This window comes from Bartonella sp. CB10SXKL (assembly GCF_042195515.1).
Classification (GTDB): Bacteria; Pseudomonadota; Alphaproteobacteria; order Rhizobiales; family Rhizobiaceae; genus Bartonella.
Genome location: NZ_JBHION010000024.1, coordinates 1 through 9,474 on the forward strand (window position 1 = coordinate 1; position 9,474 = coordinate 9,474).

At 38.8% G+C, this 9,474-nt stretch carries 3 protein-coding genes and 2 pseudogenes; all 5 read left to right on the forward strand.

What is annotated here, in order from left to right; all coding sequences use genetic code 11:
- On the forward strand, positions 1-2,720 hold a 2,720-nt coding region (locus ACFIK3_RS08760), incomplete at its 5' end, for a YadA-like family protein (RefSeq protein WP_375676561.1).
- Positions 2,721-3,121: 401 nt separating this feature from the next.
- Positions 3,122-3,379 (forward strand): annotated as a pseudogene (locus ACFIK3_RS08765) (hypothetical protein); the annotation flags it as partial.
- A gap of 192 nt (positions 3,380-3,571) precedes the next feature.
- A pseudogene (locus tag ACFIK3_RS08770) lies at positions 3,572-3,658 on the forward strand (hypothetical protein); the annotation flags it as partial.
- Positions 3,659-3,688: 30 nt separating this feature from the next.
- The gene (locus ACFIK3_RS08775) at positions 3,689-3,841 is read left to right on the forward strand and encodes a hypothetical protein (protein ID WP_375672586.1); all 153 of its coding nucleotides are present in this window, start codon (positions 3,689-3,691) and stop codon (positions 3,839-3,841) included.
- 384 nt (positions 3,842-4,225) lie between these two features.
- Positions 4,226-9,474 (forward strand): Vomp family autotransporter (locus ACFIK3_RS08780; RefSeq protein WP_375676562.1); only part of this gene is annotated, 5,249 nt, incomplete at its 3' end.

Here is a 9,474-nt window from a genome sequence, read left to right on the forward strand (position 1 = left end):
TGACTTTAGGAAAAGGTGCAAATTCTGCTGCTGTAGCACTTCACAATGTTGCTGATGGTCAGATTGCCAAGGGTTCATATGATGCAGTCACGGGTGGACAGCTTCATATCATCACAGATGATTTCTCAAAGATTTTAGGTGGCGATGTATCCTTTGATGGCAAAAACTTTAAAGGACCAGGGTATAAATTATCGAATATTGATGAAAAAGGTGTTGTAACAGATAAACCGCATACCGATGTTGGTTCTGCCTTTAAAGGACTTGATGATAATATCAAGAATGTGAATGCTCGCATTAAGGAAGTCTCAGAAGGAGTTGCACAAGATTCTTTATCTTGGAGCGATGCTGACAAAGCTTTTGTCGCCCAGCATGGGGAAGGTGATGACAGAAAGGCAAGTAAAATCACATCGCTTGCTGTAGGAGATATTACGAAAGAATCGATGGATGCCGTAAATGGTTCTCAACTTTATTCACTGGGCGATAAGGTTGCAAAATATTTTTCTGATGACGCTGAATATAAGGATGGGGAATTGAAAGTTCCTGATTTTAAGCTCAAAATTATCAATGATGATGGCACTGAAGCTGAATCAAGCTATAAGAATGTATCAGATGCATTTTCAGGTGTGGGTAAACTTTTCACAAAGGTTCAAACTGCGATCAGCGATGTAATCAGTAATTTGCTTGTTACGAAAAATGAAGATGTTATCAACATTGGTAAAGGAGTAGAAGGTAGTGAAATCAATATCGCAAACAAGAGTGGTAAGGATCGAACCCTTTCTGGTGTGAAGGCAGCAGAAAAAGCCAATGAAGCTGTGAACAAAGAACAATTTGATAAAGGTTTGAAGGATCTTTCTGATACCCTTCTGTCTGATAGTTCTTCTGTTGTTCTTTACGATAAAACAACAGATAATCAAACTGATTATACAAATGTAACTTTTGGGAAAGGGAAGGATGCTACACCTGTTGCGCTCCATAATGTAGCCGCCGGATCGATTGCGGAAAACTCAACGGATGTTATCAATGGAGGACAGGTTCACATTCTTTCAATGGATATAGCAAAATTGTTGGGTGGAGATGCTGAATTTAAGGGTGGTGCTTTTAAAGGGCCAACTTATAATTTATCCAGTATTGATAAAGGTGGCGAAGTAACAGATAAACCGCATACCGATGTTGGTTCTGCCTTTAAAGGACTTGATGACAATATCAAGAATGTGAACGCTCGCATTAAGGAGGTCTCAGAGGGAGTTGCACAAGATTCTTTATCTTGGAGCGATGGTGACAAAGCTTTTATCGCTCTGCATGGGAAAGGTGATGACAGAAAAGCAAGCAAGATCACATCACTTGCGGCTGGCTCTATAGTATCAGGCTCGAGTGATGCGGTTAATGGCGGACAGATTTATGATCTGAATCAGTCGCTAGCAAAGTATTTTGGTGGTGATGCTAAGTATGATGGTGATGGCTGGGCGCTTCCAGGTTTCAAGATAATGACTTTCCAAGAAGATGGAAGCTTTGAAGAGGAGAATTATGATAGCATTGCAGCCGCGTTTGCCGGTGTAAATAAGGTTTTCAAGAATCTTCATAATGAGATTTCAGACAACATTGAGCAAAATGCGTTGTTGTGGAGTGATGATGCAGGTGCGTTTGTAGCACAGCATGAGAAAGAAGGTAACAAGGAAAACAGCAAGATCACGTTCCTTGCGAAAGGAAAGATATCAGAAGATTCGACGGATGCGATTAATGGTGGTCAGATTTATACACTTCAACAGACATTTGCCTCATATTTTGGTGGAGGAGCTGGTTATGATAAGGAAGGAAACTGGCAAGGACCAAAATTCACTGTTCAGGTCTTTAATAAGGATGGTACGAAAGGTGATAAAGAGGAGCGTAATAATGTCTCTGAAGCATTTGATGTTGTTAATGACAGCATGAGCACTATCAACGATCGTATAAAAGAAGTTGAAAAGGGTACCTCTTTGAATAGTCTGAATTGGAATGAAGAAAAAGGAAGTTATGATGCATCTCATGTGGATTCTCAGGGTGTTAAGAGTCCAAGTAAGATTATCAATGTAGCGAATGGTAAGGTAGACAGAGATTCAAAAGAAGCAGTGAATGGAGGACAGCTTTGGGAAACTCAGCAGATGATTACAGATCAGGTCAAGGATATTGAAAATAGAGTTACGGAGGGATCTGTACAATACGATAAAGATAAAGAAACGGGAAAAAAGACCAATAAAGTTAGCTTAGTTGGTGGAGATGAAAGTTCTCCAGTATTAATAGCCAATGTAGCCGATGGAAAGATTGAAAAGGATTCGAAAGAAGCGGTTAATGGCGGTCAATTAAAAGATAAGATGGATTTTGTGCTTGAAAGTGCCAATAAGTATACGGATGAGCAAATTTCTCATCTTGTAAAAGATGGAGTTAGTGGGGCTAATTCGTATACGGATATGAAGTTTTCGACATTAAGTTATGCTGTTGAGGATGTTCGAAAAGAGGCAAGACAAGCAGCAGCTGTTGGTTTAGCGGTAGCTGGTTTACGCTATAGTGATATTCCTGGAAAATTAACAATCGCATTTGGTAGTGGTTTATGGCGTAGTCAATCTGCTTTTGCTTTTGGTGCAGGTTATACTTCAGAGAACGGTGATATTGGTTCCAACTTGTCAATTACCACTTCTGGAGGTCACTGGGGTATAAGTACAGGGGTTAATGTGATACTCAACTAATAAACGACTAAATCCATAAAATTGATTTGCCTTTTTCTTATTTAAGAAAAGGGCAAATTTTTTACTTTCTTCCAGAACTCTCTAAAGCTATTCTAAATGTATAAAACTCCCGTAATTATATAAAATCCGAATATAAAAAGCTTATTACAACTTTTGTTGAGAATAAAAGAGCTTAGTGGTAAAGATTCAAAAAATTGATTGCTATTATTTTGATTTATTAAAATGCTTCAAGCAATGTAAATACGAATATACCCTTTATTAAAAGAAGACAGTTTTAGCTTTTATTTTCGTATAGTTTTAAACGTATGCTTTATAATGCAACGATCTACAGGATATGCAATGTACTCCAAACACAAGTATTGCTTTAGGGTAGTGGAGCGCAAACGGAAAAAGAATGGAGCGTTGCTGTAGGCAATATGGCTCATGCTTTAGAGAAAAGCAGTGTCGCAGTAGGTGGTGAATATAATAAGAAGAGCGAACACGGGGAAAATGATTATACTCTTTCGAAGAGTGATTATTCAACAGTAGTAGGAGCTGTTTCTAAAGCTTTAGAATATGGTTCGATTGCTCTTGGTCACTCCGTGCATATGCATTTGCTCAATAAGCTATTTCTATGGGCTTCTATTCAAAAGCAAAAGGGGGTGGAAGTATCGCTTTAGGTTCCTATTCTAAAGAAAGTGATGGTTGATGGGAGAGCTATCGGGAACAACTCTGTGTCTGGTAGAGCTGCTGGCGTTTTTGGAGATACGTCTGTTCTGCAAGGACCGGTTAAAAACATCTAATCTCAATGGAAAAGTACGAAAGTTGCAGTAAGTATTGGTGTTCCTAGTAAGAACATAACGCGACAAATTATAGGCGTAGCAGCTGGCGTAGCAGCTGATAGAAAATCTGCCGATGCAGTGAACCTTAGACAGTTGCAAGATTTAGAAGAAGTCGTAAGAAAAAAGGTTGGAAACTGTCTATTTCTGATGAGGCAGCTAAAGATATGGGTGCTAGATAGTGCAATGAATTTTTCACAACTGAAGGGAATAAAAGAACAAGTAGCAGTGAGTATTTTTGTAAAACAGGATACAGCAACGAGACACATTACCATTAGTAAGGATATAGATGGGGCATTTTAGTAAAAAGCTTTCATAAATCCTCTAATGAAATAAAAAATCTTATTCACGAAAAATAAACTGATGCCTAGCGGATGATCAATAGGCACAACAAAAATTATACCTCTTTCAAAGAGATCAAAGCTAAAAACGACACACAACCTTTGGTAGAAAAATGAAATCTATTCTAATATTAAGTATTTTTTTACCTTCCTCAAATTGATTTTCACGAACCTTCCCCTAATTACCCTTCTAAAGACGCTGTAGAAACAACAGCTTATGTCTTAATTTTATTTATGACCTAAAACACGCTGTAAAAGCAGGAACACGCAAAGGAAATAAGAAAGCTTTAGAGTTCTAGAGCATACCTTTTTTGTGTTTTTAATCTATTATTATGAAGGGGGTATTATGAAAAAATTATATACTACACAAAATCTGCGTGATTTGAGTTTTTCTCGTTCACATCGTCGATCATCATTGTTTAAAGTAGCTTCGTTAGGAACTGCGGTGGCATTGTTTTTATCGAATGCTTCTCCTGTTTTTTCAGCAAATCTCGATTTAACAAAAGCATCTCTTGAAAATGTGAAGAATGCTGCCGTGGTTTATCCGCAAAGTACTCTTCCTGCTTATAATGATTATACAAGTGGTATGGGGGGGAAAAATTCTGTCATAAATGTTTTAACAGTCGACGGAAGGTTTGTATGGAAAGATGCACAAAATATCTTTACAGTGGGTGGCGCTGTTATTTTAGATCCAGAGGAATATACGGAAAAGGGGAAAAGTGTAGCTATAGACTCTACAGCGCACGCTTTAGGACTAGGTAATATCGCGATAGATGCCGGATATAATAACCAAGATGATAATAGAGATGCATTCGTAAATGCTTATTCTTTACGAGTGAGGGCTGATGGTGATGAAACTGTTGCTATAGGGTCTGGGCCTGAAACGCGGGCGTATGGAAAGGTTATTCTTGGGGACGGTTCTTCGAGTAAGGCGGGTCCGGGTGCTTACGGTTTCGATTTTCTCACTAAAAGCCCGTCAAAGCTAGAGAATGAAGTATGGAAAAGTAATGCGGGTCCAGCAACTATTGGTAATGATGTAAATCAGATGACGCGCCAGCTTGAAGGGGTGGCAGCTGGTACTTATGATACTGATGCTGTGAATGTTGCGCAGTTAAAATCATTACAAAAATACGTAGATCAAGGTTGGAACCTATCCGTTGGGGGTAAAAATGCTAAAGCCGTTGGTATAAAAGATACTGTAGATTTGTCAGCGGCAAGTGGCAACCTTACGATTATAAAAGGTGAGGAAGACAATAATGTAAAATTTGATCTAGCTAAGAATATTAAAGTGGAACGAGTTACCGCTGGAAGAAGCTCTATAAGTGATGATGGCATTCTGTTTGCTAATGGGGCTGGTATAACTGTGGATGGTATTAATGCTGGCAATAAGCAGATTACAGGAGTGGCAGCTGGGGAAGAACCTGAGGATGCAGTGAATTTTGCGCAGTTAGGGAAGATTGAGAATACAGTTGAAGGTGTAACTCATAATATATCACAATATTTTGGTGGTGGAGCGGATGTATTTAACGGTAAGGCGCCCAGTTACACTATTCAGGGCAAACCACATAATGGTTTTGAATCTACTTTTAATGCTGTTGATACTTCTATCACGAATATACAAAATCAGATTGCGAATGTGGCAAAAAACAGCCTCGTTAAGCAGGAGGAAAATGAAAGTGCTATCACCATTGGTGAGTCAACAGGTGGCACTGAAATCAATGTTGCAAACAAATCTGGTGAAAATAGGATAATTTCCGGTGTGAAGGCAGCTGTAAATGCTAATGACGCTGTTAATAAAGAACAACTGGATGGGCGTATAGCAGATATTAGTAACAGTATTAATAACATTGAAGAGGGAAGTGCTTTTGCAGTTCTCTACGATAAAAAAGCAGATGGAGCCGTTAATTATAATAGTGTGTCTTTAGGTGGTGATAAGACTACAGCACCGGTTGCTCTCCGTAATGTTAAAGATGGGAAAATTATTGAAAATTCGCATGATGCAATCAATGGTAGTCAGCTTTGGGAGACGAATGATCGTGTTGCAGGTGCTGAAAAGGATATTATCCATATTAACGATAAGGTTACTAACATATCAGCTACGGTTACTGATCTTGGTGAAGAGGTGTTCAATATTCAGAAAGTGGGTGCTTTTGCAGTTCTCTACGATAAAAAAGCAGATGGAGCCGTTAATTATAATAGTGTGTCTTTAGGTGGTGATAAGACTACGGCACCGGTTGCTCTCCATAATGTTAAAGATGGCATGATTGCGCAAGGATCGCATGATGCAATTAATGGTAGCCAGATTGAAAAAATATCCCGAGATGTAGCAGTCATTTTTGGTGGTGATGCGGAATTTAGCGAAGGTATTTTGTTTGGTCCGCACTATCATTTATCGCAAATTTCTGAAGATGGTGTAGCAATAACTAAGGACCATAATAATGTTGGTGATGCTTTGACAGGGCTTGATGACAATATCAACAATGTGAATAGCCGCTTAACACATGTAGCCAATGAGTTTACTCAGAAAATTGATGGTGTCTCTAAAGATTCTCTGTTGTGGAGTAATAATGAGCAGGCATTTGTAGCACAGCATGGAGCAGACAAAGAAAATAGCAAAATTAAATTTCTTGCCAATGGAGACATTTCTGCTAATTCAACCGATGCGGTAAATGGTTCACAACTTTTTGTTACTAATCAGAATGTTACCACTGTTACGAATAATCTAGAAAAAATTTCTCAAAATACATCTCAATATTTTGGTGGTGGTGCAGATGTATCTAACGGTAAGGCTCCCACTTACACTATTCAGGGTAAGCCACATAATGGTTTTGAATCTACTTTTAATGCTGTTGATGCTTCTATCACGAATATTCAAAATCAGATTACGAATGCGACAAAAAACAGCCTCGTTAAACAAGAAGAGAATGAAGGTACTATCACCATAGGTAAGGCAACAGGTGGTATAGAAATCAATGTTGCAAATAATGCAGGCAACGATAGGACGATTTCTGGTGTGAAGGCAGCTGTAAATGCTAATGAAGCTGTTAACAAAGCCCAGCTTGATAAAAGTATAGAGATGATTTCTAATGATATTAATCTCACAAGTGCTGCTGCAGTTCTCTACGATAAAGAAAACGGTGCCATTAATTATGGTAGCGTAACTTTAGGTGGGGTAGATAACCAAGACCCTGTTGCTCTTCATAATGTTAAAGATGGCATAATTGCGCAAGGATCGCATGATGCAATCAATGGGAACCAAATTAATAAAATATCTGGAGATATAGCAAATTATTTTGGTGGTGGTGCGTCATTCAAGAATGGTACCTTTAAAGGACCAAAATATAGTTTATCTGTTATTGATACAGATGGTCAGATGGCAAAAGCCAACTATTATGACGTTGGGTCAGCTTTGACAGGTCTTGATGCAAATGTGAAGAGTGTGAATACGCATCTGACGAATGTGGTAAACGATGTTAATGAAAAAATCACGAATATTACTCAAGAAGTTAAAGGGGACGCCTTGTTGTGGAACGGTGATGAGCAGGCATTTGTAGCACAGCATGGAGAGGGAAGAACCAATAGCAAAATTAAGTTTCTTGCCAATGGAGACATTTCTGCTAATTCAACCGATGCGGTAAATGGTTCACAACTTTTTGTTACTAATCAGAATGTTACCACTGTTACGAATAATCTAGAAAAAATTTCTCAAAATACATCTCAATATTTTGGTGGTGGTGCAGATGTATCTAACGGTAAGGCTCCCACTTACACTATTCAGGGTAAGCCACATAATGGTTTTGAATCTACTTTTAATGCTGTTGATGCTTCTATCACGAATATTCAAAATCAGATTACGAATGCGACAAAAAATAGCCTCGTTAAGCAGGAAGAGAATGAAGGTGCTATCACCATTGGTGAGTCAACAGGTGGTATAGAAATCAATGTTGCAAACGAATCTGGTGATGCTCGTACAATTTCCGGTGTAAAAGCTGCAGAGTGGAGTGATGAAGCTGTTAACAAAGCCCAGCTTGATAAAAGTATAGAGATGATTTCTAATGATATTAATCTCACAAGAGCTGCTGCAGTTCTCTACGATAAAGAAAATGGTGCCATTAATTATGGTAGCGTAACTTTAGGTGGGGTAGATAACCAAGACCCTGTTGCTCTCCATAATGTTAAAGATGGCATAATTGCGCAAGGATCGCATGATGCAATCAATGGGAACCAAATTAATAAAATATCTGGAGATATAGCAAATTATTTTGGTGGTGGTGCGTCATTCAAGAATGGTACCTTTAAAGGACCAAAATATAGTTTATCTGTTATTGATACAGATGGTCAGATGGCAAAAGCCAACTATTATGACGTTGGGTCAGCTTTGACAGGTCTTGATGCAAATGTGAAGAGTGTGAATACGCATCTGACGAATGTGGTAAACGATGTTAATGAAAAAATCACGAATATTACTCAAGAAGTTAAAGGGGACGCCTTGTTGTGGAACAGTGATGAGCAGGCATTTGTAGCACAGCATGGAGAGGGAAGAACCAATAGCAAAATTAAGTTTCTTGCCAATGGAGATATTTCTGCTAATTCAACCGATGCTATAAATGGTTCGCAACTTTATCTTATGAGCAACCAATTGGCTGCGTATTTTGGTGGTGGCGCTGGCTATAATAATGGAGAATGGACTGCTCCTACTTTCAAGATAGCACAATTCAAGGCTGACGGTAGCTCTGGTGAAAAGAAGAATTATCATAACGTTGCCAGTGCTTTTGACGGCGTGAGTGAGAGTATGTCTAAGATAAACGACCGCATTCAAAATGTTGAAAACAATGTCTCGTCTAATGGTTTAAATTGGAATGAGCAGAAAAAAGCTTATGACGCTAGCCATGATGGTCAACCAAGTAAGATTATCAATGTAGCAGATGGTAAAATTGTAGAAGGGTCAAAAGATGCAGTCAATGGCGGACAGCTTTGGGAGACCAACGAACGTATCACTGGCGTTGAAAAAGATATTAAGCATATTGAAAACAGAGTCGACAATATTTCCACTACGGTTACGAATATTGGTGAAACGGTTTTTAATATTGAAGACAGAGTTGATAATATTGAGAACACGGTTAATAATCTTTCTGATGGCGCAGTTAACTATGATAAAGATGGAGAAGGAAACAAAACCAATAGGATCACTTTAGAGGGTGGAGATTCCAGTGAACCTGTTTTAATTGATAATGTTGCGGATGGCCGTATTGAGAAGGACTCGAAAGAAGCTGTGAATGGTGGTCAACTGCATGATTACACTCAGCAACAGATGAAAATTGTTCTCGATGATGCAAAAAAATATACGGATAGTCGGGTGGATAATATTGTTATTAATGCCATTGATGATGCTGTTGATCGGTCTGACCGATATACAGATATGAAGTTTAATATTTTAAGTTATGATATTAAGAGCGTACGGAAAGAGGCAAGGCAAGCAGCCGCCGTTGGTTTAGCAGTATCCAACCTACGTTACTTCGACGAGCCAGGATCTTTGAGTGTCTCATTTGGTAGCGGCACATGGCGTGGACAATCCGCATTTGCCCTTGGTGCTGG